Raw genomic sequence first — 25,253 nt, forward strand, 5'->3', positions numbered from 1 at the left:
TTTTTATAGCTTGTTACGCAATATGGATAAGCGCTAGCGGCCAATTTAATGCCTAAACCGGGCAAGCAAAGGTATCGGGCTGGGCGCGGTCAAACACCTCGTTGGCCCACAGCATGACGACCATTTCGTCTTGGCCAATGTTGGTAATGTCGTGTGTCCAGCCCGGCACCGTCTCGACAATCTCCGCCTTGTCGCCGCTGGCCAGCAGCTCATGCGTCTCACCCGTGTGCATGTGCCTGAACTTGAAGCGCGCCTGGCCTTTGATAACCAGGAACTTCTCGGTCTTGCTGTGGTGGTAATGCCCGCCCCGCGTAATGCCGGGGTGCGCGGTGAAGTAACTGAACTGCCCGCAATCGGGCGTCTTGAGCATTTCGACAAACACGCCGCGCGGGTCGGCATGCTGCGGCACAACGTAGGCAAAGCGATCCACCGGCAGGTAGCTGACATAGGTGGAATACAGCGCGCGCACCAGCCCAGCGCCCACCCGCTCGGTCATCAGTGTGGCGCGGCTGTCGTGGAATGCCTGAATCTGCTCTGCCACCGCGCCCACGGTGGTGGTGTATTGCGGGGCCACTGTGGCAAAGCCGTTTGCATCCACAGTGCCATCGGCACCATCCAGCAATTGAAGGAAGCACGCAACCACGTCGTCCACGTGCACCAGTGTTAGCGGCGCCGCCGGGTCGTTTACCTGAACGGGCAGGCCACGCGCCATGTTGTGGCAAAACGTGGCGACGGCCGAGTTGTAGTTGGGCTTGCACCATTTGCCAAACACATTGGGCAGGCGAAACACATGCACCGGCACCTGGTGGCTGGCGGCCAGGGAAAACAGCGCATCTTCTGCCGCACGTTTGCTTTGCCCATAGGGGTTGGCGTGGGCAGCCTGGGTAGACGAGGTATACACAACCGGGATCCGCTTGCCAGTAGCGGCCGCCAGCGCTGCTACCGCTTGGCACAGCGCATGCGTAAGCTCTGCATTGCCCACGGCAAACTCTTGCGGGTCTTGCGGGCGGTTGACGCCGGCAAGGTGAAATACAAAATCGACCCCTTGCAGCAATTCAGGCAATTGCCCCACTGAGTGGCTGCGCGTAAAGCTGCGCACCTGCACATCCTTGCGCTCGACCAAATGCAATTGCAGGTTTTTACCAACGAAGCCATCGGCCCCAGTGATCAGCACTGTGTGGGTCATACACTCAATCCTCTGCCGCCACACGCTCGCCACGGGCGATGCGCTGCATGAAGTCGAGCTTGAGCAACAACGCCTTCATGCCTTCGACATCGAGCCGGGTGGTGTTGTGCGAGTTGTATTCCTCCCCATGGGCACTCCGCGTAAGCGCGGCCTGGCCCTCATCAACGAATTTCGCGTAATTCAAATCCCGCCCATCGGGTGGCACACGGAAATAGTCGCCCATATCTTCGGCGCAAGCCATTTCTTCTCGGCTTAGCAAGGCTTCGTACAGTTTTTCGCCATGGCGGGTGCCCATTACCTGCACAGGATGGCCAGACTTGCCCATGACGTTGAGCACCGCCTTCGCAAGTGTCTCCACCGTAGCTGCGGGTGCCTTCTGCACAAAAATATCGCCGTTATTGCCATGTTCAAAGGCATACAAAACCAAGTCCACTGCATCGGCCAGCGTCATCATGAAGCGCGTCATGGCCGGGTCGGTTACGGTAATAGGCTTGCCAGCAAACACCTGCTCGACAAACAGCGGAATCACCGAGCCACGCGACGCCATCACATTGCCATAACGGGTGCCGCAAATTACCGTGCCCGTGCCTTCCAGGTTGCGGCTGGCCGCGACCATCACTTTTTCCATCATTGCCTTGCTGATGCCCATGGCGTTGATGGGGTAGACGGCCTTGTCGGTGCTGAGGCACACCACCCGTTTCACACCCTCCGCAATGGCGGCCTCCAGCACGTTCTCTGTACCGAGAACATTGGTGCGCACCGCCTGCATGGGGTGGAATTCGCAGGACGGCACCTGCTTCAAGGCTGCTGCGTGGAACACATAGTCGACGCCGCGCATGGCCTGCTGCACGCTGCGTGCATCTCGAACATCACCAATGTAGAACTTCAGCTTGGCGCTGTTGTAGCGCTTGCGCATGTCGTCCTGCTTCTTTTCGTCGCGGCTGAAGATGCGGATCTCAGCTATGTCGGACTCTAAAAGGCGTTTTAGGACGGCGTTGCCGAAGGAGCCGGTGCCGCCCGTGATTAATAATTTATGCTTCACAAACATATTTTCTTCTCATTCCCAATTGTTTAATAAGACTTCCATTTTCTCTCTGTTAACCTCAGCATCAAATTTATTCTTCGCGAATTCAAACCCGCTACGTGCCAACTGACTTTTTATCTCGGGTGATTCAACAATGACTCGTAGTTTTTCAATTTTCTTTTCAAAACTATCAACCTCCGTTAACGCTACCCCAATATTGTTATCTATTACCATTCGAATAGAGGCGAGGTCCGCAGGACCAAATGCAATCAAACAGACACCAGCCGCAAAATACTCGGGCAGCTTTGTAGAAATAGAAAGCTTCGTCAGCTGAGCGTAGCGCCTTTCAAAACTTTCCACGTGAAGAGCAAAATCCGCCTTAATTAGGCGCATTTTGAGCTCATCAGAATTCAGTGATCCGCCAAAGACAATATCAAATTTTCCAAATTCGCGCAATAATCTTTTACTAGGTTCTTGCATAGAGTAAACCGTCAGGCGAATTCTTACAGCCGATATTTTTGAGACGCTAAGCAGCAACTCACCAAACTCGAGTAGCGATCTATCGCGTCCCAAATGCAAACCGCCTGCGTAAACCACATCAAGATGATCACATCCACGAATACTAATATCACGAAAAGGAAAATCGAAAGGAAATTGCACAGAGTTCATTATGGGAACAAATTCCCTTCCAAAAACTTTTCCGAACTCGGCCCCCATTTCCTCCCCAATTACAAAGACATGGCGGGCCAGAGCAAAAGAAGAATGATAAATTCGCAGTAATCGGGCATGTAGAAATTTTGAAAGAATTCCTCGCGGTCGAACATTCAGTACGTAGTCATCAGTAATGTAAATATCCATCGGAACTAGAAACGTCTTAGCGATCTCGTTGGAAATCACAAAGGAAAATATTGAATTACCGCCAACAAAGAAAATGGAGTCAGGAGCGAAACTCTGAATCCATTTAAGCAATGCATCTGAGCGCCAAATTTTCGTTCTATAAATCACATCTCTCAGCAAGAGTTTAACAGCATTAGTTCGTCGCAATAAATTTACGACGACAATCTTCACTGTCGATGCCTCAGAGTAATGATCTTTTACGCTCTCCAGTGATTCGACAACATGACCGCATGCTCGCGATCGAGAAAACAACAAGATGGTCTGGATAATATCTAAATCACGCACACGGAAAAAATTCTTAAACCGCCTCGACTCTGGCACCTCATCTTGAAAATACAATTGGGCAACCTCGTTTGGGCCCCAACTATCGAATATAGAGGTTAGCGTCTTCCCGTTATTAGAATGAAGGGAAAGGGAATTATGACTTATGATCAAAATCCGCTTGCGTTTAACCATAATTTCTTCCTGAGAATTACTCATCGACAAACCCTGCTCCCAGTTCGGTTTCTACGGGCGATTCAATTATTACGCCTTCTAAAAGAAAAACGAGGTAGTCCATATTTTGCAAATAATAGGGCCATTAAAATCAATACGCACGCCATGCTAGCGTAAGAAGAAAATACAAAATTTCCTACTGGCAGGGAAGCCATCAAGATAACTAAATAATAACAAATTGCCAGTTCGACAAATGAATAATTTTTCGCCGAATGAATGGAAAATAGTACAACTAACCGCCCCACTGCAAAGACGACAACTAATAACAATGGAAATCCCAACACCTCAATGTACGTTATAGCGTCCGGCATCCAATTTACACCGCAATCTATAACATTATTGCATATACTGTACTTCGTGGCATTGTGAAATAAAAAGTTAACTGGAAGTATATAATCCAAGATACTCAAGGTGCTCTGTGGATCTATAAATTGCTCAAAAAAATTAGATACGAAAAATATTCCAAATGTGAAGTATCCATTAAGCCTGTATAGAAAGGCTGCAGCAAAATCGGACACATCACCAATTGCCGAGTTTGCATTAAAACACATCTGCCTCGTGTGACAAATTAGTTCCCCAGAGAATTGAAAACGCGCAGATATATTGTAATCGAAAGCGGCTAGGCCAATCAGACCCAACAGGACCATAAGCGCTTTATTACTTTTTCGTTTAGCGCGTGGTGCTCGAATATTCCTGGCGGCAACGCTAAACCACAATAAGAAGCAAACCTCAAATATTTCTATACTCGTGCCGCGACCTATAGATTGGTAGACGTTAGAGAAAGAAGAGAGCACTAGGACCGCTACCGCATTAAAATTAAACTTCCTACCCTTGGCGATCAATTCCAAAAATGAATATACAAGCCAAAATTTGCAAAAAATTAGCAAAGAAAATGCGGGAATCTGATTAACAGAAAAGGATGTCAATCCGCTCTCGGCATTGTAGGATTGATACGAATTGTAATTTGACTCAAATGATCTCAAGGTTTGCAATATCGCACCAAGGCCCTTCCCAGTATAGAAAAACGTCAGGTAATAGCTTCCAAAGACCGATAGAAATGCAAGCGAATAAAAAAGTCTCCAATTAATTATTTTTTTTAATTCGTCTAAACTAGCGACTCTGCGACTTGGCGCATAAGAACCGGCAATGTACACTATCAATATTATTAGCGAGAAACCAATTCCATATGCCAGTTTTTCGAATGGTATATTATGAGTCCCACATATTGCGAGAAATATTACACCGAAATACCAGTAGACTACGATTCGTGTAACCGCGTTCATAACTCATTGGACGCGAGGTTGCGAGCGACTCTGACAACTTTCACAAGTCCAAGCAACGCATAGTTATATGTATACCCAATAAGGGGAATACTGAAAAGAGCACCCTTAATTCGTGAATAAATGTATTCACGTCTTAGAATACTAACTAGTCTTCTATTTTCTCCTTTGAACTTTATTGCTTCATCGAGCCAGATCTTATTCATCCGATGTACATTTCTTTGTAAAATCAATAGTTTTTTTGGGTTCTCAATATTCGAAACATTCGAATCATGTATTCTGTATTTAACAAGTAGTTCATCTACATAGCCTAATTCACCCTCCAACAGCGATCTGAATGCTAAAAGACCGTCCTCCTGAAACACAGAGGAATCTAATGCACCATATTTATCGAATATATTTTTTCGAAAGGCGAATGTACATCCCAAGGCCCAACAATTTCTATTTACCATAAACTCATCAATATTTTTAGAGTATTTTGGAGGTACACGGAAAAATCTGCGCTGCCTATCGCCTTGGAAGTTAACAACTTCAGCATTCGAAAAAACTGCTACCGTCTTTTCGCCATCAGCTAAGAATCGCTCATACAAAAGTTTTGTTCTATTAGGGAGGGAGATGTCATCCCCTGCAGCATTAATAATAATCTCACCTTGAGCGATTTTTAAAATGCTATTTAGATGTCCGCATATTCCTAAATTTTTTCTAGTTCTATTAAGTATAATTTTATGAGGTCCGTTATAGGACTTTACAAACTCTCTCATTATGTCAAACGTGCCATCAGTAGAACAATCGTCAGACAATATAATTTCGATGGAGGAAAATTCTTGGCAAACAGCTGCTTGCACTGCTTCGCGTATATAGTCCTCTTGGTTGTACGTAAGCAGTACAAATGTAACCAAAGGCAGATCGGATTCAATCACACAATACTCCAATTATTTCAATTTTTGCTTGCATACCGTCGACAGGTAATTCGTAAGGAAGGTTTGATTGAAATTATCAGCCAATCGATCTAAATCAAGAAGCGAAAACTCTATAAAAATAGTCATAATAATTTTACATTTCATCATTTTTATTCTAAGTATGCCGCGCACGTGAATCGCACGTAATTTCTGCCGTACTCGTCCTTGCTTCAACGCTCAAGTGTTATCGCGCAGCAATATGGAGTTTGTATGGGGAACACTTATATCCGTAGAAACGCTACCTTCACCAGGAAAACAGCCCCACTGCCTCACGCCAAGTTTGGCCTTGGTACGGTCAAAGATCAAGACATTTCTGTCTATCGGGTGGCTCGAATACATCCTATGGCCAACATCGGGTTTAGAAGCAGACGCAGAGGCAGCAAGCCGCGGAATTTCAGTACTAGATCCAATATGCGGTACTCCCAAAGGTCATCGATATTTAAAGTCCAGCAAATCTTTCGCGAAGGAGTGCTCCAAACTTCTTCGACCACGCATCACCTAACATCCATAGTACCGCGCCGTAGATCATGACACCAACGAAAATCTTTCCTGCAAGTGCCACAATACTTGGCATCTGCGGCAAGAGGCTTAACACGCTATACATGATGACTGTCGCCACAATGTAGGGTATTGCGATACGTATCTGTTCAAGCCCGCCAAAACCAAACATTTTTCCCGGGTAATACGCGTTAATGAAAAATGCAATAAACGAAGTCACAACGGACGCCCATGCAATGCCTTCGATACCGTAGGGTATCGCAAAGTACAGCGCGCTCAGAGTGACGGGAAGCTTCATAAGATCGATCTTGAGAAAAATGTCAGATCGCCCCATCGCGTTAAGAATGTTCATGTTGATCGCGCTGATAGGCGTTACGGTACGCGCTACACACAGCGCGACGAGTACTGGCACGGCAGGTTGCCATTCAGTACCTAAAAATATGGAGATAAAATCCGCTGCCACAGCAGAAAAACCGATCAGCATTGGGAGGCAGATCAGCATGGTGAGAGAGATGAGCTGCTTGTAGATGCTGACCAAACGCTCTCGATCTTCTTTTATTGACGTCATGATCGGGTACGTCACACCCTGCAAGCTGGATGCGATGAACTGGTACAGATAATTGCTCAAGTTGGTAGCCTGGGTGTAGAAGCCGACTTGCGTTGCGTTGTAGAACCGGCCAATGAGCGCCACATAAAGATTGTTGACGATGGTAGCGACAAAGCCGGCCAACATGAGCTTGGAGCCAAAGCCAAACAATGCAGCAAATGATGCGCGGCTAAAGCGCCACTTCGGCAGCCAGCGGCAAAACCACCATATTCCAGCAGACGCCAGCAGCGACTTGCTGACCATCAACCACACCAGCGCCCAATAGCCGTAGCCGCGTTGGGCCATTAAGACCGCTAGCGCACTGCTGAGAAGTGTGGCAATGGTGTTGGCAATGGCCTGACTCTTGAAATCCAAGGCGATCGTCAGCTTGGCACGCACTACCACGGTAAAGGTGTTAATTATGACCACCAAAAACAGCACCCGCGCAATAGCAGTAAGTTGAGGTTGGCGATAAAACTGGGCAATCCAGGGTGCCGCAACGTATAGCACGGCATACATCGCCCCCCCCCAACCGAAGTTGACCCAAAAAACTGTGCAGGCATCGTCTTCGGTTACTTGCCCGCTACGCTGTACCAATGCACTTAAAAAGCCTCCGCTGACCACACTATCGGCTAGCAGCATAAAAATGGTAAGCATGCCGATAAAACCAAAGCTGTCCGGTCCGATCAAGCGCGCAAGATAGACTGTTACTGCCAGATAGCCCAACTGGTTGATGAGTTTATCGGACAGACTCCAACCGAACGCGCGGAGGGCTTGGTGCTTTAAGGGCATGAAAGTCACAAAATATGGCTTGCTTTTCTATCCTGACGACCATCGATTAAACTTCGCGCAATCTTTTTAACGTCTCGTTAATTAATGTCGAAGATGTGGATGTTGTATATGGGAAATAGACAATTCGAACTCCTCTAGCCAAAAATTCCTTATCGAATTCTTTCCATTTATCTGTTTTATACCAATCATCTCCGACAAACATCACATCAAATTTATAACGATCTAATGCATCTAGCTTGTCCATCGTCATTTGCGGCACAGCAAGATCTACATACCGGCAAGACCTCACAATTTCTATTCTTTCCTCAAATGGAATTACGGATTTCTTATTTTTATACGCAACCAGCTCGTCGACAGTTACACTCACGATTAATCTGTCGCACATTGATTTAGCGTTTCTTAGAAGATTGATATGCCCAACATGAAACAAGTCAAAAACTCCTGTAGTATATCCAATCACCATCCTAATGACTCCATTACGGTTTTTCTGAATTCCTCATAGTCTTGTTTTCTTGAATGTTTCATATTCAATTTTGCACTAAAACCTATTTTTGTTCGTCCAAGCGCGCCTTTCAATTCAAGCTTTTCGGCCAATCTTCTTATGGGAATTTTGGATTCGATACTATTTATTTTCGTCTCGGCCGGCTGCCTGTAAAGATAAGCAATTAGTTTCTTATTAATAAAAGGTACTCTTGCCTCCTTCGAAGCGGCCATCGAAGCAAGGTCCATTCTTCGCAATAATCCAGGAAGGTGTACTTGATAGAAAAAATCTTCTAGAAACTCTACGGGAGATTTATTTTTTTTCAGTTCGCTCACGAAGTTTATCAGACGTTCAGAGTTGACCACATTAGAATAACCGTACTCTAGCAAAAATTCTATTTCATTAATTTCAGATTGCTTTAGACACCATCTGAAAATTTCGTCGTACCCAAACAGTAATTCATCTGCTCCTTCACCCGTTAGAACCACTTTCTCGTCAGAAAGCATCATTTTACATACATGATAGATTAGTCCTTCATTAGGAACACAAAGTGGCTCCCCACGCAGCTTAATTAGTTGACGCCAATTCTCTCTGAGGTCTGCTTCCGTCAGTTCAATTATCCTTAATTCTTTAGAAATGCTGCTGGCAGTTTCCTCCGCCCCTTCAAATTCATTATTCGATGGCAATCCTATAGTGTAGCAAGTATTTATTTTGGATAATTTTGCGATGAGCGCACTATCCAATCCACCACTTAGTAGCGAAACAATTTTCACATCACTAAGTTCGTGTGCTTCAATTGACTCCTTCAAAAGAGATTCAAATTTATTTTGATCAAATTGCTCTGTGCACGGCAGCCAATGCCAATGTCTTTCTACCACGCCATTAGAGCTCAAAAATGTTCCTGGAAGAATCTCCTCAATTCCTTCAAAGAAAGAGTAACCAGGCAAAGGTCGCCGTATAATTCTCCATTCGGCGATTGCTTCTTTTGAAGGTGCTGCATCTACAATCCGCGCAATTGCAGCTGCTTCTGATGAGATAATAGCTTGCACGTCATCTTTAAATATAAATAGTGGTTTTATACCAAAAGCATCTCTTGCAGCAATCCAGCTATCGTTAAACGAGTCATAAATAACAACTGCGAACATACCGTCAAGCATGCTGAAGATTTTATTGCCAACCTTTATGTAACCATTCAAAAGCGTCTCTGTATCCGATTCAGTTTTACATGTCAGATTCAGCTCGTCTCTCAAAGAGTTATGATTATATATTTCACCATTTAGTAAAATGTGGAATTGGCCACATTCAGACGACATCGGCTGATCTGACCTTGAGTGAAGATCCAATATTGATAGACGACAGTGACCGAGCGCGACCTTTCCGCCATTAAAAACGGTTACTTTCTGGACATCGGGTCCCCGCCATTTAATCTTTTCTAGGTGACCCTGAAATGCCACTCTATCAATATTCTCGACGTTATTCTTTTGAAATATAAGCCCGCACATAATGATCCTAATTGATACTTTTTTTAATATCTGCAACTATCAAGTCAGATGGCTGACCATCAATAAAATAAGGGGCTAATTTTGAATTGAAGAACTTCAAGTTTGGCCGAGCCTCATTTTTTATCATTTTTTCCAAAAAGCAACGTATCTCTTCTTCACTACTTCCAATAACGCAACTGCTTAGAGCAGCCATGCCAAATGGATTTAGATAACTCTCTACATTTTCAGTGGCAATAAAAAAAACCGGCTTCTTTACATAGTGATATTCCGCCAAAAACGAACCGGAATCATGAATCATGCAATCGGACCACTGAAACAGATTGACATAATCTCCTTCTTCCAACTGCGTATTTGCAGTTTTTTCCCAATATTCATAATACTGAATAGTTTTTTCAACACCCCAATCAGGGTGAATGAACAATTTTGATTTTAGGATTGGATGTGGCTTAAAGGCAAACTGAACTTTGTCTTTCAGATCAAATGACAACATTTGAAAAAAATTTGCTAATTTCAGAAAATTAGAATATGGCAACACTGGATCATCGATTGTATGATGAGGCGCCCATATTACTTTTATTCTGTTATTCTCTTGTGATTTCCAAGAAGATTTCTTCTTGATTTCGAAAAATGCTTCGCAGCTTGGATATCCAGTTACTATGACATTTCGCCCTTTGCTCTGCGAATACATGCGATATATCTCTAAGTCCTCATCGTGAGGCGCAAAGATTTTCCACATTGAATTGTGAAATATTTGATTATATTGACCGACATAATTTTCATATCTTGAAACATCATGCGCATAGGGCACATAACAACCTAGATAATTAAAATGCGCATTTTTATAATATTCATCGAGCGTCAAATCATGGGGGTTTGTAAAAAACACAATATCTGGTGTCAACTCATCCAACTTGATCCAGCGTTTCTCGGTGTCGTTGTAGGCGGAATATGTCGGGTACCCTTTTGCATTAAAATACGCAAGGCATTCCTGCATGTCCTGTCGCATCCGTTCATCGCCGTAAGCGGTATAGGGACAGACCAGAATAATGGGATCAAAAAACGGGTCGGCCAGCATTTTTTGAAAAACCGGATCAACCTTCCACACGCTTTTATGGATAACGAGAAAAACCACCCGAATGCGCTCTTTGCCTTTGATTTGTGCCAACAGCGCTTGATGCTTTTTTTGCATGCGCAAAAACAAACGCCGTTTTTGCCACTGCGCGATGGTGCGTTGGTAGGCAGGGGCAAGGGCTCGTTTGATGGGCTGCGGTAGGTGTTTTTTGATTAGTGTCAGCACGGTATTTACGCCCTCTTACGCATTAAATCCATTCACAGCAGCAGCAGCCCGCAGCGCGGCCTCTTCGCTGAGCGTGGGCCCCATGGGCAGACTCAGCACCTCTCGGTGCATGGCCTCCGTCAGCGGGTAGCTACGCCCGCTCCATTCCTGGTACGCCTGCTGCTGGTGCGGCGGGATGGGGTAGTGGATGAGGGTTTGGATGCCTTGTGTGGCCAGGTGCTGTTGCAGGGCGGCGCGCTGCTGTGTACGGATGACGAACAGGTGCCACACATGCTGCACGCTGCTGGCCACCTGAGGCAGTTGCACACCAGGGTGATGAATGTTTTGCAGATAAATGGCCGCTAACGCTCGTCGGTGTTGCGTCTCCAGCTCTAGTTTTGATAGTTTGACGCACAGCATGGCGGCCTGGATTTCGTCCAGGCGGCTGTTTATGCCTTTGAACAGGTTTTTGTACTTTTCGTGGCTGCCGTAGTTGCGCAGGGCGCGGAGGGTTTGCGCCAATTGGTCGTCGTGCGTGGTGATGGCACCAGCGTCGCCCAGCGCGCCCAGGTTTTTGCCGGGGTAGAAGCTAAAGCCTGCGGCGTCGCCCCAACTGCCGGCGCGCTTGCCGCTTATGGATGCACCGTGGGCCTGGGCGGCGTCTTCCAGCACCAGCAGGCCATGTTCACGCGCCAGCGCCATGATGGCGGGCATGTCGGCCAACTGGCCATATAGGTGCACGGGCAGGATGGCGCGGGTTCTAGCGGTGATGGCGGCGCGGGCGTTGGCGGGGCTGAGGTTAAAACTGGCCGCATCCGGCTCCGCTAGCACCGGCGTGAGGCCATTGGCGCTGATGGCAAGAATGCTGGCGATGTAGGTGTTGGCGGGCACGATGATTTCATCGCCTGGCTGCAAGCGGCCAAGTTCCAGCCAGGCGCGCAGGGTGAGGATGAGCGCATCCAGACCATTGGCCACGCCGATGCAATGCGTTGTGCCGCAGTAAGCGGCAAACTTTTGCTCAAACTGGGTGAGTTCGTTGCCGCCGATATACCATCCGGAATCGATCACGCGTGTGCAGGCTTCGATCAGCTCGCTGCGATATTGAGCGTTGATGGATTTAAGGTCGAGGAAGGGGGTCATTTCATATAGCGAATGATTTTTGCCGGATTTCCAACCACTACCGCATTGGCCGGAACATCTTTGGTAACGACTGCGCCTGCGCCAACCATAGCATTTTCGCCGATAGTGATGCCGGGGAGAATAGTTGCGCCGGCACCAATGCTGCACCCATTTTTCAGGGTGATGCCAGAAAATTTTTCTGGATATTTTCTGGAGCGCGGCATTGGGTCATTGGTGAGCGTGGCATTGGGGCCTAAAAAGACATTGTCTTCAATGCGCGTACCATTCCAAATATAAACACCAGATTTTACGGTGACGTTATCTCCGATAATTACGTCAGATTCAATCAGTGCATGGGCGCAAATATTGCAATTTTCACCTATGCGGGCATCGACAAAAACCACTGCGTATTGCCAGATGCGGGTATTGGCTCCAATTTTGATGGATTTTGCATCTGCCAATGGGTGAATAAATACTGTCATTTATTCACCAGTTGCAAAAATTGATTGTAATTTCGAATATAATCTGCTTCATCATAATGCTCGCTGGCCAGCACCAGCAGCACGCAATCGGGGCTAAAATCATGCATTTCTCGCCATACCATATTGCCAATCAACAGCCCTTCGGTGGGGGAGTCCAGCCACACTTCTTCGCGCTGGTGGCCATCATCTAGCACCATGCGGCAGCGGCCGGTCACGCATACGGCTACTTGCTGCAATTTTTGGTGCGCGTGAAAGCCGCGGCCTATGCCCAGCTTGGTGCCAAACAGGTAGTAAACCCGCTGGATGGCAAAGGGCACAGTTTTTCCGCTTTCCAGGGCGACCAGCGAGCCTCGGTCGTCACCCAGAGGGGGGAAGTGGGTCCATTGGATGAGTGACACGCGGCGGATCCTGATAAAAGATTGAGGGAGGAGATCTCGCAAAGAAGCGATGTGTTACTTAGACAACCGATCTGTGTATACAAATGGTTGATGGCGTCAGTTGCTTCGCGGTGCTGCCCTTGGTCGTTTCCTGACGTTTGATAATTGGATTGGTGCTGCCTGTCGCCATGGGCGCTGCGTTCGGAGTTGACCCGCAAAGAAGTCGCCATTGAACTCGAAGCTGTTCGCTCGCTCCACGCTGACACGCACACTTCCGAACCGCAGTTGGCTGGCAGTTGCCTGGTCTTGCGCCTCCACTTCCAGCGTGATGTCGCGGCCCGATTGCAGTTCGGCAATGCGGGTGGTGTTGATGTCGAAGCCAAGCACGGGGCGCCGTTTACCAAATTCAACCGCCAGTGGCAGCCCCACGTACCCCACCCAATGATGGCGATGTTCGCTTGCGAAAGGTTCATATAAGAAAAAAAAGAAGGCCCAATTCATCGCAGCGATGCTGGCTGCCCGCGACCAAGCGGTGGCGCATTCTAGGAGGCAAGACTTACAACGCCTTGCTGCCCGATTCCCCGCCCGCTTCGTGTCATTTTGTAAGCCTGCGATCGTACTGCGGACTTATACTTGCGTCCCTGCCCTTTTCGCGCCTGATGACGAGAACTTGATCTACATGCACCATTTCCTTCTGCTTTCGCGTTCGCTTGTCACCTTCCCCATGGCGCTTGCGCTGGCCTTGGCGCTGATGGCCTGGCCCGCAGCAGCGCAAGAAGGCGTGGCCATGCGCACCGAAACCTCGGCACCGCAGCCGGGCAAGGTGGTACCCGGCCTGGATGCGCCGGCGCGCAAGCTGCAAGAGGCAGGCGCGGTGCCGAGCGCGCTGGATTCTGACTACAAGATCACGCCCAGCGACTTGTTGGAGATTGAGGTGTTTGGTGTCAGCGAGCTCAAGCGCACGGTGCGGGTGAACACCAGCGGGCAAATTGCCATGCCGCTGATTGGCACGCTGAGCGTTGCGGGCCTGACCCCATCCGACGCCGAAGCCTTGATTGCACTGCAGTACAGCAGCAAGAATTTTCTGCAGGATCCGCAGGTGTCCATTTTTGTGAAAGAGTTCACCACGCAGCGCATTACGCTCGACGGCGCGCTGACCAAACCGGGCGTGTACCCGCTGACCGGGCAGATCACCTTGCTACGTGCGCTGGCCATGGCGGGCGGCGGTGGCCAGCTGGCCGACATGGAAAACGTGATGCTGTTTCGCGTAACGCCCGACGGCCAGAGCGTTTCACAAAAGTACGACGTGCTCAAGATCCGCAAGGGCGAAGCGCCCGACCCCATGCTGCAGAACGACGACGTGGTGGTGGTCAACCGCAACGATGCGCGGGTGACGCTGCGCGACTCTTTGTTCCGCGACATCATCGATACGCTCAACCCGTTTGCTCAGAGCTACCGCAACGTCGCAACCCCCCAATGAAGCTCGCCCGCTGTGCGGGCGCCCTGGGGTGGCACGCCGCCCCGATGCTATTTTTTGCGCGCCATGACCCAAGACCCCAACACGCCAGAGCCTGAACACCTGCCCGCCGCCCACCGCGGCCCCGCGCCTTCCCATGCGCTGCAGCTGCGCGGCAACCACGCGCTCGGCATGCCCATGCCCGCCCAGGCGGCCACGCCGGACGATGACGACGACGTGCTCGATTTGCGCGACCTCTGGCGCATGGTGGTCAAGCACAAGGGGCTGCTGCTGTCTGTCGCCATCGCCGGCCTGCTGGTGGCCGTGCTGCTGAGCTTTATCAAGACGCCGCTGTACCTGGCCACCACCTCGGTGCAGGTGGACAAGCGCGCCGCACGCGTGGTGCAGTTTGGGCAGGACGCCGATGCCACGCAAGACATGGACGACCGCACGGCGCTGGGCACGCAGGTGGAACTGCTCAAGAGCCGGGTGCTGGCCGAGCGGGTGATCGACGAACTGCGGCTGGACCGCCAGGGCCTGCCCATGCCCACGGCGCCGGCAGCCGAAGGCGATGCGCCCGCTTTGGCCGACGGCGAGGCAGACGCCGCCGAGGCCACCGGCTGGAAGGCGATGGCCGGCAACCTGATGGACCGCATCAAAGACAGCTACGGCAAGATTCGCGAGCCGTCGTCCAACAGCGTGGAGCGGCTGAACCGCGAAGGCGTGATCAACGCTTTCCAAAGCACGGTGAAGGTGGAGCAGGTGCGCAATTCACGCATGCTGCGCATTCAGGTTGAAAACGCCAGCCCGCAGCTGGCCGCGCGCATTGCCAACAGCGTGACCGACACCTTCATTGCGCTGAACCTGGAGCGGCGCATGGATTCGTCGTCCTACGCCAAGACCTTTTTGGAAACGCAGCTGGGCCTGACCAAGGCGCGGCTCGAAGAGTCGGAGCGCAAGCTCAACGAATACGCGCGCAGCAAAAACATTCTCACGCTGGACGAAAAGACCAACGTGCTGAACCAGACCTTCACCGAGTATTCCACGGCGCTCACCAAGGCCGAGCAGGAGGTGATCAAGACCGAATCGGACTACGAGGCCATCAAGACGGCGCCGAACACCGCGCGCCAGGTGCTGGAGAGCGTAACCATTCAAAACTACAAGGACCAGCTGAGCAAGCTGGACCAAACCTACCAGGAGGCCGCCAAGGTTTTCAAGGAAGATTTCCCCCGGATGAAGCAGTTGCGCGCGCAAATGGACGAGCTGCAGGGCAAGATCCAGGCCGAGGTGCAGAGCATTCTGGCATCGGTGCGCAACCAGGCACAAACCGCCAAAAGGCAAGAGAACCTGATTCGCACCCGCCTGCAGCAGACGCGCGCCGAAATCATGTCGGCCCAAGACCGCAGCGTGGACTTCAACTTGCTCAAGCGCGAGGTGGACACCAACCGCGAGCTGTACAACGGCTTGCTGCAGCAGGTGAAGGAAGTGGGCGTGGCTGGCGGGGTCGAGGCCAACAACATTCAAGTGGTGGACAAGGCCGAAGTGCCGCTGTTCCCTTACAAGCCGCGCCTGGCGCTGAACGCCGCCATTGGCTTGCTGGCGGGCATTGTGCTGGGGCTGGGCATTGTGTTCTTGATGGAGTCGATGGACGATTCGATCAAGTTTGCCGACGAGGTAGAAAAGTTCTTGCAGGTGCCGCTGCTGGGCGTGATTCCCAAGATCAGGGACAAGAAAATGGGCTCGGGCAGCCTGGCGATGCTGGTGCATGAAGACCCGCGCGGGCAGATGGCCGAGGCCTACCGCTCGGTGCGCACGGCGCTGCAGTTCTCTACCGCCGACGGCGCGCCGCGCCGCCTGGTGCTGACCAGCACCACCAAGAGCGAGGGCAAGTCGACCACGGCGCTGGCGCTGGCCATCAACTTTGCGCAGATGGGCTCCAAGGTGGTGCTGATCGACGCCGACATGCGCAACCCCACGGTGCACAAGTATTTGAACCTGCCCAACACGGCGGGCTTGTCGAACTACCTCTCGGGGCACGGCAAGCCGGGCGAAATTACGCGCATGAGCGCCATCGACAACCTGATGGTGATTACCGCCGGGCCGATTCCGCCCAGCCCGGTGGACTTGCTGACCGGCGCGCGCCTGGGCGAGCTGATGGATTTGCTGGAAGTGCGCGGCGCGCAGTACATCATTTTTGACGGACCGCCGGTGCTGGGCCTGGCCGACGCCATTGTGCTGGGCAACCAGGTGCATTCGGTGCTGTTTGTGGCGCAGGCCAGCCAGACGCGCAAGAGCCACATCAAGGACGCCTTCCGGCGCCTGCGCATGGCGGGCGTGGTGCCTTGCGGCGTGGTGCTGACCAAGACCACGGCGCAGAACACCGCCTACTACACCTACGACAACTACTACGGTTACGGCGTGGATTCGCCCAAGGACGGGCCCACAGCGGCTGGCGCAGGCCCGGGCGCGCGCACCGAGCCTTCGCTGACGGCGACGTGAGGCCCATGCAGGCGAAGGCTTGAGGCGACGCGCATGCCCAAAAACGCACTGGCACGGGTTCTGCTGGACTTCGGCCGCACGCCGGGGCGCTACGCCCTGCGTTTGCGCGAGCCCGCCGAGCTGCATGCGCAGATAGACACCCTGGCGCTGTGGGCGCTGGGGCGCGTGCCCGAAGAACTGCAAGAGCAGGCGCAGCAGATCAAAGCCGCCGCGGTGATGTTTATCCAGCGCGCCTGCTTTGCGCCCGAGAACAACCATTACCAGATTTTTGGCCTGCAGCAGGGCCCGGTGGATGCCGAGCTGCTGCGCACGCGCTACCGCGCGCTGATTCGATTGACCCACCCCGACATGGGGGTGGAAGGCCTGCCCGCCAACGCCGCCGGCCTGGTGAACCGCGCCCAGAAGGTGCTGGCCGACCCGGCGCTGCGCGAGCGCTACGACCAGGAGCTGGAAAACGACGCCTGGCCGCGCTGGCGCACCGCGCCGCCGGTGGCTGCAGCCGCAGGAGCGCCGCTTGTGCGCAAAGCCGAGGCACACTGGGCGGCACCCAAGGGGCGGCTTGGCGTGCGCGAAGGCTGGAGCGCGCTGTGGGCGCGCTACCCTGTACAGGCGCGGTTGTTGTTGACGGCTGCGGGCGTGGGCGTGTTGGTGGTGGCGCTGCTGGCCTGGGCGGCCAACGACACGCCGGGCGGCGCCATGCTGGTGGTGGCGCGGGCGCCTTCGGGCACCCCCTCGGGCGCGCCGGCCAAGCCAGAGACGGCCCGCCCTGCCACGCAGCAGGCCGCAGAACGCACCCGACCTGCTCAGCTTGGCGCAGCGACAACAAGCAACGCACGACAGAGCCTGGCGGCAGCAAGCCAGGACGCCGACGACAGCGCCGCCCTGCAACTCTCGCGCGAAACACCCACCGCCTGGCCTGCTGCCCGGCAGGTGTCGACCGAAGCGGCCCGCCCCAACGCCCGCAAGCGCGACACAGCCGACACTGCCAACGCAGGCACCCGTCTGGCCGGCAGCGTGGCGGACCCGGTTGCGGACGACCAGCCGGCCATGGCAGCGCCATCCCGCCCCTCATCGAACTTCTCGCCCAGCCCCGCGCCGGACTTTGTGACGGTGGCACAGGCACAGCCCAAGGCAACCACCGCCACTTCAACAGCGCCCGCGACTGCGGCGGCCCGCGCAGGCCAGGGCACGGCTGCGCCTGCGCCGGGTTCTGCCGAGCCCTGGCCCGTGCCAGCGCGCGCCCTGCCCGCAGCGGCCCCGCCCCTGCCCGTGGCGGCAGCCGTCCCTGCGCCGACACCAACACCAACACCTGCACCTGCACCCGCACCTGCACCCGCACCTGCACCAACACCGACACCAGCGCCTGCGCCTGCGCCGGCCCCAGTGCACGCGGAGCCAGCCGCAAGGCAAGCCACTGCACCCGCCGCAGTGCAAGCGCCGCAATGGAGCGTGGACGTTCCAGGCGCCACCCAGTACCTGCGCGATCTGATGGCCACCCTGGAGCGCCCGCAAGATGCCCAGCGGGCCCAAGACCTGCTGCGCAAGATGGACGTGAAGGGCAATTTGCTCGCGCCGGGCTTGCGCCTGGGGCGCGAATACCCGCGTCTGAAAGTGACTTCGGTGGCCCTGTCTGAACTGCCGCGCCCGAGCGCCCTGGAGCTGCGCGGCACCGTGCTGGTGACCGCCAGCAACCCGCAAACCGCAGCAACCACCACCGTGCGATACCGCCTTGCAGCCAATTTTGTTGGCATGCCCGAAGGCACGGCCATGTCGCGGCTGGAGCTGGTAGAGACCGAATGACCGCAGACAAAGGAATGACTGCGGGCAAAGGCCTGGCGCGTGCCGCCTGGATCGGGCTGTGGCTGGCGCTTTTTGTTGCCCTATGGGTCTGGGCCTGGCCAAAGCAGATTGAGCGCGGCTGCTGGCTGGCCGAATGGCCGTTTGAGCAAGGCTGCAGCGACTACGCCTCGGGCAACCTGGAAACCACGACGCCCACGCAGCAGGTGCAGCACCTGGAGCGCAACATTGGCGACGGCTTTGCCTACCTCGGGCTGACGCAAAACCTGGCCGCGCAGGACGACAGCCTTGTGGCGCCGCTGCTGCCGTGGCTGCAGCAACTGGCTCCGCACAACAACCGTGCGCTGACGCTGCAGGCCAATGCCAGCATGCAGGCAGAAAATTACGAAGCTGCGGCCAAAGCGCTGACGTTGCTGGTGGAGCGCGGCGAAACCAGCGCGCGTGCGCCCCTGGTGGCCTTGATGCTGGAGCCCAGCACGCAAGATGCGGTGCGCGCGCAACTGACGGCGCAGTCGCGCTGGCTTGACCCGACGCTGGCCTCGCTGGGCGCGCAGGTGCCCGTGGAGCTGCTCCAGCCTTTTGTGAATGAGGGCTGGAAGCTGGGCGTGGTGCGCCTGCCTACCGCCCTGGGCCAGGTGGAGCGGCTTAAAAAGGCCGGCTACTGGCTCGATGCCTATGCCCTGTGGGTGGCGGTACTGGGCCAGGTGCAGGACGGTTTGTACAACCCCGGTTTTGACCGCCGGGCCAGCCAACGCGGTTTTGACTGGTCCTGGCCGCAGCAGCGCGCCGGCAAGGTGGGCGTGCAGCTGGCACAGGTGTCCGCAGCGCCCCGTGCGGGCAGCATGCTGCAGGTGGAAATGACCGGCCGCGGCGCCCTGCCCCAGCCCGTGGCGAGCCAGCCGCTGGTGCTGCTGGGCAGCCACTACCGCTTCACCGGGCGCTACATGAGCGACCGCCTGCGTACCCGCGAAGGTCTGGTGTGGGCGCTGCGCTGCGCAGCCGGCGGGGAGCGTTTTGCGCAGACCGAAGCGCTGGTGGAAACGCAGAAGCAATGGCAGTCGTTTGACCTGGAGTTCGACATGCCGGCCGCGTGCGAAGGCGCGGCCCGCCTGCAACTCGAAGCCATGGCCAATTGGGAGGCGCGAGCAGGAATGGCCGGAGTGATGTATTTTGACGACTTCGAGCTGCGCCAACGCGCGGCCGAGTCTGTTCAATGATCGACCTGCATTCCCACCTTCTGCCCGGCATTGACGACGGCGCGCGCTCGCTGGAAATGTCACTGGAGATGGCGCGGCAGGCCGTCGACGCGGGCACCACCATCATGGCGTGCACGCCGCATATTTACCCCGGCCTGTACATGAACGACAGCGCGGGCATTGCCGGGCACATCGTGAAGCTGCAGGCCGAGCTCGATGCCAATGGCATTGCGCTCAAGCTCACACGCGGGGCCGACGCGCATCTGGTGCCCGAATTGCTCGAAGGCCTGCAGAGCGGGCGCGTGCCCACGCTGCACAACTCGCGCTACTTTCTGCTCGAGCCCTCGCACCACGTCGCGCCGCCGCATTTTGAAGAGTCGGTGTTTCAGATCATGGCGGCGGGCTTCGTGCCGCTGGTGACCCACCCCGAGCGCCTGACCTGGATTGAAGACCATTACGACACCTTCGTGCGCCTGGCCGAGCGCGGCGCGTGGATGCAGATCACGGCGGGCGCAATCACCGGGCGCTTTGGCAAGCGCGCGCGCTACTGGAGCGACCGCTTCCTGGACGATGGCCTGGTGGCCGTGGTGGCCAGCGACGCACACAACACCAAGGCCCGCAACCCGCGCATGGACGATGCCGTGGCGCGGCTGGTGGAGTGCATGGGCAAGGACGAAGCACGCCGCATGGTGCTGGGCCGCCCGCAGGCCGTGCTCGACAACCTGGATCCCGGCGCAGTGCCTGCAGTGCCCGGCCTGGTCAACGGCAAGGCCAGGTCCGCCAGCAAGCCGTGGTATCGGCGCTTGTTTGGCCGGTGAGGGAGAAGCGCCTGCGCGCGCATTGGGCGCGGCGCAGGCATTGGGGCGCGGCGCAGGCATTGGGGCGCGGCGCAGGCATTGCGGCGCGGCGCAGGCATTGGGGTCGGATCACGATTTCGCAAAGCGAAACTCGTGCTCCGACCCCAATCCCGGATCTCAATCCCCCGATCCGGACCCCGATCCCAGGCCCTGATCGCCGACTCCCCATCGCTTACCCATTCCGGCCCAATCGCAAAGGGCGGGAGCCGGGTCTCGCCCCGGCGGGCGAGCATCTTTTCTTTGCGTCGCCAAAGAAAAGACGCCAAAAGAAAGGCGACCCTGCTGTCCGTGACCCCGTGCTGCGCACGTGGCAACCTGCGATGCTCGCGCCGGGCGGGGTCTCGCTGAACTCGCGCTGCGCGCTCAAACAGACGCGCGCCCTGATCCGTCCGCCGCTGCGCTTCTCGGCACGGCCAAAAGGGCTTTGGACAACGGAAAACCCAACAGCCACACGGGCCTATCGCTGCGCTCGGCCTCAAAACGGGAAACTGTCCGGGGGGGCATTGGGGACGGATTCAGCGGTGCGCAGGGATTGGGGTCGGATCACGATTTCGCAAAGCGAAACTCGTGCTCCGACCCCAATCCCGGCACGGAGGGCAACGTCCCCTGGGCAAATTCCCAGAAAAATCGCAGCCCCACAAGTACACCTAGCCAGCAACCCCTGCTATGAATTTTGCGTTCCGGCGTATAGTGTCCGGTTCGCCGATGAAACATCTTTTGAACCTTTTGGCCGCCGTGGCCTTGCTTGTATGGGGCACCCAACTGGTGCGCACGGGCATCCTGCGCGTGTTTGGGGCCAGCCTGCGGCAAATGATTGCCCACAGTGTGCGCACGCCGTTCACCGCGGCCATGTCGGGCATGGGTGTCACGGCGCTGGTGCAATCGAGCACCGCCACCGCGTTGATTGTTTCGTCGTTTGTGGGCCAGGGTTTGATGGGGCTGTCGGCTGCGCTGGCGGTGATGCTCGGGGCCGACCTGGGCACCAGCATCATGGCGGTGCTGTTCTCGCTGGACCTTTCGTGGCTCTCGCCGCTGTTCATTTTTGTGGGCGTGGTGCTGTATGTCTCGCGCCAGGACACTACGGCCGGGCGCATCGGCCGGGTGCTCATCGGCCTGGGGCTGATGCTGCTGGCGCTGCGCCTGATCAACGAAGCCGCGCGCGAGCTGACCCAATCCGAGGCGGTTCGCACCTTGCTGGGCGCGCTCACCAGCGACCTGATGCTGGAGATAACGACCGGCGCCATTCTTTCCATCGTGTCGTACTCCAGCCTGGCCACGGTGCTGCTCACTGCGACGCTGGTGGGCTCGGGCGGTGTGCCTGCGGCCGTGGGCCTGGGTCTGGTGGTGGGAGCCAACCTGGGCAGCGGCCTGCTGGCGGTGATTACCACCATGCGTTCGAGTGTGGAAACGCGCCAGGTGCCGCTGGGCAATCTGCTGTTCAAGATATTGGGCGTCATCATCATGGCGCCGCTGGTGGGGCCGTGGCTGCGCTACGTGCGCCCCTATGTACCTGACGATGCCACGCTGGTGGTGTTGTTCCACCTGGCTTTCAACGCGGTGATGGCGATGGCCTGCATTGCGTTTACCAAACCCATTGCGACGCTGGTCGAGCGGCTCTTGCCGCGCGAGCAAGCCAACCCGACCGACACACGCCCGCGCCACCTGGACAACTCGGCCCTGGCCACACCTTCGCTCGCGATCTCATGCGCCGCGCGCGAGGCGTTGCACCAGGCCGATGTGGTGGAGACCATGCTGCAAGGCATCCATACCGTGATCCGCACCGCCGACCTGAAGCTGTCGCAAGACCTGCGCAAACTCGACGACACGGTCGACAGCCTGTACTCGGACATCAAGTACTACATGACGAAGATTTCGCGCGAGGCGCTGGATGAAAAAGAAGGACGGCGCTGGACGGACATCATCGGCTTCACCATCAACATGGAGCAGGTGGGCGACATCATTGAGCGCATCCTGATCGACATCGAGGACAAGAAGATCAAGCGCGGGCTGAAGTTCTCTGAAGCCGGCATGGAAGAAATCAACGACCTGCACGCACGCCTGATCGAAAACCTGCGCCTGGCCATGAGCGTGTTTCTGAACGACAACGTGCGCGACGCCAAGAGGCTGATGGAAGAAAAAACGCGCTTTCGTGAACTCGAGCGCGATTACGCCGCTGCCCACCTGGTGCGCCTGCAAGACCGCTCGGTGGCCAGCATGGAAACCAGCTCGCTGCACATCGACCTGATCAGCGACTTCAAGCGCATCAACTCGCTGCTGTGTTCTGTGGCCTACCCGATCCTGGAGCAGAACAACGCGCTGGCGCCCAGCCGGCTGCGCAGCAGCAGCAACAACGCCGCCTGAGCGCGCCGGCCGCGCTCAGCGCTGGCGCACGATGGATATCGGTTGGCCGGCGTCGCCGTCGGCCGCCGACCTGGGCGCGCAACCGCCGCAGCTGCTGCACGAGGAAGCGCAGGATGGCGACTTGCCCAGTTCCGGCCGGATGGCCGCGAGGCGGCGCCGCAGCGCTCCCGGCATCAGGTACCAGAAGGCATAGCCCATAGCCACCAGAACGACGGCTGCAACGCCAAGTTCCTGCCACATACCTGTACCTATCCTCCCATCGCAAGCGCGACTCGATAAGTAAGGAAACTGGCCGCATACGCCAGCGCAAAGAGATACACCATCATGACCAGGGCCAGGCGCGACGAACCGGTCTCACGCCGCACGGTGGCCAGGGTGGAGAGGCACTGCGGCGCAAAAATGAACCACACCAGGAGCGAGAGGGCGGTGGCCAGCGACCACTGCTGCGCAATCAGCGCGCCCAGGGCGGTGCTGTCGTCGCCCTGGGCCGAGAGCGCATAGACCGTGCCCAGCGAGCTGACGACCACCTCGCGCGCCGCCATGCCGGGCACCAGGGCCACGGCAATCTGCCAGGTGAAACCGATGGGCGCAAAAACCACCTCCAGCACCGAACCCATGCGGCCCACCAGGCTGTAGGCAATGGCTGGCCCTTGCGCCCCTGCAGGCGCCGCGGGGTAGGTGGAGAGAAACCACAGCAGCACGGTGAGCGAAAGAATGATGCCGCCGACGCGGCGCAGAAAGATCCTGGCGCGTTCAAGCAGGCCCACCGCCAGACTGCGCGCGCTGGGCCAGCGGTAGGCCGGCAGTTCCATGATGAGTGGCGTGGGCCGCACCTTGCCGCGCCAGAGCTTGAGCACCGCGGCCACGCCCACGGCGCTGGCAATGCCGCCCACATACAGCGCAAACATCACCAGGCCCTGGAGATTGAACAGCCCGGCCACGGTTTTTGAGGGGATGAAAGCGGCAATCAGCAGCGCGTACACCGGCAGGCGCGCCGAGCAGGTCATGAGCGGCGCAATCATGATGGTGACCAGGCGCTCGCGCCAGTGCGTGATGGTACGCGTCGCCATGATGCCGGGCACGGCGCAGGCAAAACTCGAGAGCAGCGGAATGAACGAGCGGCCCGACAGGCCCACGGTGCCCATGAGCCGGTCGAGCAGGAAAGCCGCGCGCGGCAGATAGCCGGAGTCTTCAAGCGCCAGGATGAAGAAAAACAGAATCAGGATTTGCGGCAAGAACACCAGCACGCCGCCGACGCCGGCAATGATGCCGTCCACCAGCAGGCTGCGCAGCGGCCCTTCGGCCATGTGCGCCGACACCCACTGGCCGATGCCATCGACGGCGCCATTGATCGCGTCCATGGGCACCTGGGCCCAGCTGAACACCGCCTGGAACATGAGAAACAGGGTGGCGGCCAGCAGCACCATACCCCACACCGGGTGCAAGACCACGCGGTCGATCGCGTCGTCGCGCCGCAGCAGGCCTTCGGGCTCCTGCACCGCCAGGCGCAGGATGCGCTGCACCTCGACCTGCGTCTGCAGCACCTGCTCCAGGCCGTGCGGCTGCCAGGGCAGGGGCCTGAGTTCGGCGACCGGGCTCCAGCCATCGAGAAAACGCAGCAGCTCGGCCGCCCCGCCCTTCTGGATGCCCACGGTTTCCACCACCGGCATGCCCAGCTCGGCCTGCAGCGCTTCGCGGTCGATGTGAATCCCGGCGCGGCGCGCCGCGTCGCTCATGTTAAGCGCCAGCACCATGGGCAGGCCCATGGCCCGCGTCTCCAGCACCATGCGCAGGCCCAGTTGCAGCTTGGTGGCGTCGACCACGCACACCAGCAGGTGCGGCGAGGCTTCGCCCGCGCGCTGGCCGGTAACGACGTCGCGCGTGACGGCTTCGTCGGCGCTGAGCGCATTGAGGCTGTAGGCGCCCGGCAGGTCGAGCACGCGCAAACGCTTGCCAGAAGGGGTGACCAGCACGCCTTCTTTGCGATCGACCGTCACACCGGCGTAATTGGCCACCTTCTGGCGGCTGCCGGTAAGCAGATTGAACAGCGCGGTCTTGCCGCTGTTGGGGTGGCCCAGCAAGGCCAGCTGGTCCGGCGCAAGGCCGGTTGGGACAGCGGAAGTCGACATCGAG

General features: G+C 55.9%; 21 protein-coding genes. 6 read left to right on the forward strand and 15 right to left on the reverse strand.

Features of this window, described 5'->3' with window-relative positions; translation table 11 throughout:
- Window positions 1-52: 52 nt before the first annotated feature.
- The 13 genes from wbjC to C6571_RS20155 form a co-directional block, all read right to left on the reverse strand.
- Window positions 53-1,186, reverse strand: a complete 1,134-nt coding sequence (gene wbjC / locus C6571_RS03420; protein ID WP_106445447.1) for a UDP-2-acetamido-2,6-beta-L-arabino-hexul-4-ose reductase — start codon at window positions 1,184-1,186, stop codon at window positions 53-55.
- 4 nt (window positions 1,187-1,190) lie between these two features.
- Window positions 1,191-2,234, reverse strand: a complete 1,044-nt coding sequence (locus tag C6571_RS03425) for a polysaccharide biosynthesis protein (RefSeq protein WP_106445448.1) — start codon at window positions 2,232-2,234, stop codon at window positions 1,191-1,193.
- 9 nt (window positions 2,235-2,243) lie between these two features.
- Window positions 2,244-3,587 (reverse strand): glycosyltransferase family protein, encoded by a 1,344-nt coding sequence (locus C6571_RS19445; protein ID WP_146139298.1) that lies wholly within the window; start codon window positions 3,585-3,587, stop codon window positions 2,244-2,246.
- A gap of 38 nt (window positions 3,588-3,625) precedes the next feature.
- Window positions 3,626-4,756 (reverse strand): hypothetical protein, encoded by a 1,131-nt coding sequence (locus tag C6571_RS19450; RefSeq protein WP_146139299.1) that lies wholly within the window; start codon window positions 4,754-4,756, stop codon window positions 3,626-3,628.
- A 125-nt stretch (window positions 4,757-4,881) separates the two neighbouring features.
- A complete protein-coding gene (locus C6571_RS03435; protein ID WP_170094670.1) occupies window positions 4,882-5,802 on the reverse strand; it encodes a glycosyltransferase in 921 nt (306 codons plus the stop codon).
- Between the two features lie 478 nt (window positions 5,803-6,280).
- Window positions 6,281-7,717, reverse strand: a complete 1,437-nt coding sequence (locus C6571_RS03440; protein WP_106445451.1) for a lipopolysaccharide biosynthesis protein — start codon at window positions 7,715-7,717, stop codon at window positions 6,281-6,283.
- Window positions 7,718-7,763: 46 nt separating this feature from the next.
- Window positions 7,764-8,180: an FAD synthase family protein gene (locus C6571_RS03445; protein WP_106445452.1), complete on the reverse strand. Its 417-nt coding sequence runs from the start codon at window positions 8,178-8,180 to the stop codon at window positions 7,764-7,766.
- Window positions 8,174-9,700, reverse strand: a complete 1,527-nt coding sequence (gene asnB / locus C6571_RS03450) for an asparagine synthase (glutamine-hydrolyzing) (RefSeq protein WP_106445453.1) — start codon at window positions 9,698-9,700, stop codon at window positions 8,174-8,176. The genes C6571_RS03445 and asnB overlap by 7 nt, the downstream gene beginning before the upstream one ends.
- A 7-nt stretch (window positions 9,701-9,707) precedes the next feature.
- The gene (locus tag C6571_RS03455; protein ID WP_146139301.1) at window positions 9,708-10,997 is read right to left on the reverse strand and encodes a CDP-glycerol glycerophosphotransferase family protein; all 1,290 of its coding nucleotides are present in this window, start codon (window positions 10,995-10,997) and stop codon (window positions 9,708-9,710) included.
- A 15-nt stretch (window positions 10,998-11,012) separates the two neighbouring features.
- Complete coding sequence (locus C6571_RS03460) at window positions 11,013-12,116, reverse strand: DegT/DnrJ/EryC1/StrS family aminotransferase (protein ID WP_106445455.1); 1,104 nt, start codon at window positions 12,114-12,116, stop codon at window positions 11,013-11,015.
- A complete protein-coding gene (locus C6571_RS03465) occupies window positions 12,113-12,577 on the reverse strand; it encodes an acyltransferase (protein ID WP_106445456.1) in 465 nt (154 codons plus the stop codon). The genes C6571_RS03460 and C6571_RS03465 overlap by 4 nt, the downstream gene beginning before the upstream one ends.
- Complete coding sequence (locus C6571_RS03470; protein ID WP_106445457.1) at window positions 12,574-12,975, reverse strand: sugar 3,4-ketoisomerase; 402 nt, start codon at window positions 12,973-12,975, stop codon at window positions 12,574-12,576. The genes C6571_RS03465 and C6571_RS03470 overlap by 4 nt, the downstream gene beginning before the upstream one ends.
- Window positions 12,976-13,071: 96 nt before the next feature.
- Window positions 13,072-13,455, reverse strand: a complete 384-nt coding sequence (locus C6571_RS20155; RefSeq protein ID WP_276329906.1) for a hypothetical protein — start codon at window positions 13,453-13,455, stop codon at window positions 13,072-13,074.
- A 178-nt stretch (window positions 13,456-13,633) separates the two neighbouring features.
- Between C6571_RS20155 and C6571_RS03480 the strand changes: the two genes are divergently transcribed.
- From C6571_RS03480 to C6571_RS03510, 6 genes are all read left to right on the forward strand, one after another.
- Window positions 13,634-14,434, forward strand: coding sequence for a polysaccharide biosynthesis/export family protein (locus C6571_RS03480; RefSeq protein ID WP_170094674.1), 801 nt, complete (start codon window positions 13,634-13,636; stop codon window positions 14,432-14,434).
- A gap of 63 nt (window positions 14,435-14,497) precedes the next feature.
- A complete protein-coding gene (locus C6571_RS03485; RefSeq protein ID WP_106445459.1) occupies window positions 14,498-16,909 on the forward strand; it encodes a GumC family protein in 2,412 nt (803 codons plus the stop codon).
- A gap of 33 nt (window positions 16,910-16,942) precedes the next feature.
- The gene (locus C6571_RS19455; RefSeq protein ID WP_146139302.1) at window positions 16,943-18,709 is read left to right on the forward strand and encodes a J domain-containing protein; all 1,767 of its coding nucleotides are present in this window, start codon (window positions 16,943-16,945) and stop codon (window positions 18,707-18,709) included.
- Window positions 18,706-19,923 carry a hypothetical protein gene (locus C6571_RS03495; protein WP_106445460.1) on the forward strand — a complete coding sequence of 406 codons (1,218 nt, stop codon included), beginning with the start codon at window positions 18,706-18,708 and terminating at the stop codon, window positions 19,921-19,923. The genes C6571_RS19455 and C6571_RS03495 overlap by 4 nt, the downstream gene beginning before the upstream one ends.
- Window positions 19,920-20,720, forward strand: coding sequence for a tyrosine-protein phosphatase (locus C6571_RS03500; RefSeq protein ID WP_106445461.1), 801 nt, complete (start codon window positions 19,920-19,922; stop codon window positions 20,718-20,720). Before C6571_RS03495 ends, C6571_RS03500 begins: the two co-directional genes overlap by 4 nt.
- 744 nt (window positions 20,721-21,464) lie before the next feature.
- Window positions 21,465-23,120: a Na/Pi cotransporter family protein gene (locus C6571_RS03510; RefSeq protein ID WP_106445462.1), complete on the forward strand. Its 1,656-nt coding sequence runs from the start codon at window positions 21,465-21,467 to the stop codon at window positions 23,118-23,120.
- A gap of 15 nt (window positions 23,121-23,135) precedes the next feature.
- Here C6571_RS03510 and C6571_RS03515 read toward each other — a convergent pair whose 3' ends face one another.
- Both C6571_RS03515 and feoB read right to left on the reverse strand, forming a co-directional pair.
- Window positions 23,136-23,360: a hypothetical protein gene (locus C6571_RS03515; protein WP_106445463.1), complete on the reverse strand. Its 225-nt coding sequence runs from the start codon at window positions 23,358-23,360 to the stop codon at window positions 23,136-23,138.
- Window positions 23,361-23,368: 8 nt separating this feature from the next.
- Entirely contained in the window at window positions 23,369-25,249 is a 1,881-nt protein-coding gene (gene feoB, locus C6571_RS03520) for a ferrous iron transporter B (RefSeq protein ID WP_106445464.1), read from the reverse strand.
- Window positions 25,250-25,253 lie beyond the last annotated feature (4 nt).

It is taken from the genome of Simplicispira suum, from assembly GCF_003008595.1.
Lineage (GTDB): Bacteria > Pseudomonadota > Gammaproteobacteria > Burkholderiales > Burkholderiaceae_C > Simplicispira > Simplicispira suum.

Coding starts and splice junctions, on each gene's coding strand:
- wbjC (WP_106445447.1), bottom strand. CDS start 1,186: ATGACCCACACAGTGCTGATCACTGGGGCCGATGGCTTCGTTGGTAAA.
- C6571_RS03425 (WP_106445448.1), bottom strand. CDS start 2,234: ATGTTTGTGAAGCATAAATTATTAATCACGGGCGGCACCGGCTCCTTC.
- C6571_RS19445 (WP_146139298.1), bottom strand. CDS start 3,587: ATGAGTAATTCTCAGGAAGAAATTATGGTTAAACGCAAGCGGATTTTG.
- C6571_RS03440 (WP_106445451.1), bottom strand. CDS start 7,717: ATGCCCTTAAAGCACCAAGCCCTCCGCGCGTTCGGTTGGAGTCTGTCC.
- C6571_RS03445 (WP_106445452.1), bottom strand. CDS start 8,180: ATGGTGATTGGATATACTACAGGAGTTTTTGACTTGTTTCATGTTGGG.
- asnB (WP_106445453.1), bottom strand. CDS start 9,700: ATGTGCGGGCTTATATTTCAAAAGAATAACGTCGAGAATATTGATAGA.
- C6571_RS03460 (WP_106445455.1), bottom strand. CDS start 12,116: ATGACCCCCTTCCTCGACCTTAAATCCATCAACGCTCAATATCGCAGC.
- C6571_RS03465 (WP_106445456.1), bottom strand. CDS start 12,577: ATGACAGTATTTATTCACCCATTGGCAGATGCAAAATCCATCAAAATT.
- C6571_RS20155 (WP_276329906.1), bottom strand. CDS start 13,455: ATGAATTGGGCCTTCTTTTTTTTCTTATATGAACCTTTCGCAAGCGAA.
- C6571_RS03480 (WP_170094674.1), top strand. CDS start 13,634: ATGCACCATTTCCTTCTGCTTTCGCGTTCGCTTGTCACCTTCCCCATG.
- C6571_RS03485 (WP_106445459.1), top strand. CDS start 14,498: ATGACCCAAGACCCCAACACGCCAGAGCCTGAACACCTGCCCGCCGCC.
- C6571_RS19455 (WP_146139302.1), top strand. CDS start 16,943: ATGCCCAAAAACGCACTGGCACGGGTTCTGCTGGACTTCGGCCGCACG.
- C6571_RS03495 (WP_106445460.1), top strand. CDS start 18,706: ATGACCGCAGACAAAGGAATGACTGCGGGCAAAGGCCTGGCGCGTGCC.
- C6571_RS03500 (WP_106445461.1), top strand. CDS start 19,920: ATGATCGACCTGCATTCCCACCTTCTGCCCGGCATTGACGACGGCGCG.
- C6571_RS03510 (WP_106445462.1), top strand. CDS start 21,465: ATGAAACATCTTTTGAACCTTTTGGCCGCCGTGGCCTTGCTTGTATGG.
- C6571_RS03515 (WP_106445463.1), bottom strand. CDS start 23,360: ATGTGGCAGGAACTTGGCGTTGCAGCCGTCGTTCTGGTGGCTATGGGC.
- feoB (WP_106445464.1), bottom strand. CDS start 25,249: ATGTCGACTTCCGCTGTCCCAACCGGCCTTGCGCCGGACCAGCTGGCC.